The 1,376-nt window shown below is 35.5% G+C and carries 1 protein-coding gene; it reads left to right on the top strand.

The genetic code is table 11. The features are described from left to right. Nucleotides 1–488: 488 nt before the first annotated feature. Nucleotides 489–1,376 (top strand): CotH kinase family protein (locus tag V7161_RS30230; RefSeq protein ID WP_335716451.1); only part of this gene is annotated, 888 nt, incomplete at its 3' end.

Below are 1,376 nucleotides of genomic sequence, written 5' to 3'. Positions count from 1 at the left end.
CTTCCACGGCTGCTGCTTCCACGACTGCTAGAGCCGCTGCTACCTGAGCTGCCACCTTTACCTTTACCAGGCCCTTTTTTACCTCTACTACTGCTTCCAGAGCCACTGCCGGAACCGCTGCCTGAACCGCTGCCAGAGCCACTTCCTGTACTTCTTTCTCTGCTGCTAGATGACCCCCTACTGGAGGAACTTGAAGAACTCATTTGAGCCCTGCAGTCATTATTACTTCTTTTACTTGTAGGATTGTTATCCATAAAGCCAACTACGTCGTTTTGTTTTGCTTGGGAAAGTAAGTCTGAAATATCAATTTTTAAAACCATTTTTCCACCACTTTCTAAATAATTTTATTTTCTATTCCAATTTATGTAGAATCAGCGCATTTGCCATAGACAAACATATAATTTTAACCCGATATTTTTTAAGTTTTTAAACACATACGGTGAGTAAACTGCATATATCTAAAAAAAATATTGTTTAGGAGAATTCGAGTGTTAAAATATGAACTTTTTATCAATCCTAAATGGTTAAGGAAATTGAATAAGGACATTTGGAATGATGACTTAGTCCCAGCAGAATTAAAAATAGGAGAAAATCGGTACTCAATAAAAATTTCCTATAGAGGTAATGTCATTAGAGATAAGAAAAAAAAATCTTATCGAATCCTATTTGAAAAGCCAACTATTGTCAATGGTGCACATGAAATTATCCTAAATGCCGAATACATTGATGTAACGATGAGCAGGAATAAACTTTCCTTTGATTTATTTGACCGCATAGGTGTTATTGCTCCACATTCAAAGCATGTGCTCCTTTATGTTAACGGATATTGTAAAGGCATATACTTAGAGATTGAATCGTTTGACCAATATCTCCTAGAAAAAAGGAAATTACCAGAAGGACCAATCATTTATGCAACCAATAATCGGGCCAATTTCTCCTTACTAACCAAAAAAAAGGAACTAAAAACCCGTTTGAGCCAGGGCTATACTATAAAATTTGGAACTACAGAAGATCTAGAGGAATTAGAACAATTTATTGCTATGATTAACACTTTAAGTAATGAGGAATTTGAAAAAGAAATCCCCAAAGTATTGGACATCAATCAATATCTAAAATGGGTTGCAGGAGTTGTTTGTACTCAAAACTATGATGGTTTTATCCATAATTATGCACTATATAAAAATAGTAAAACTCAATTATATGAAATTAGTCCATGGGATCATGATGGCACTTGGGGAAGAAATATTCGCGGACGCTTGATGGAATATGATTACGTTCCGTTTACTGGATATAACACCCTTACAGCTAGGCTCCTTCATCTTACACGATTTAAGAGACAATACAAGGATATCCTATCAAATATCTTGGAAAATGAT

It is taken from the genome of Neobacillus drentensis, from assembly GCF_036965425.1.
Classification (GTDB): Bacteria; Bacillota; Bacilli; order Bacillales; family Cytobacillaceae; genus Neobacillus; species Neobacillus drentensis_F.
The sequence above is the reverse complement of the archived record's forward strand: the minus strand, read 5'-3'. Positions and strand labels throughout refer to the sequence as shown.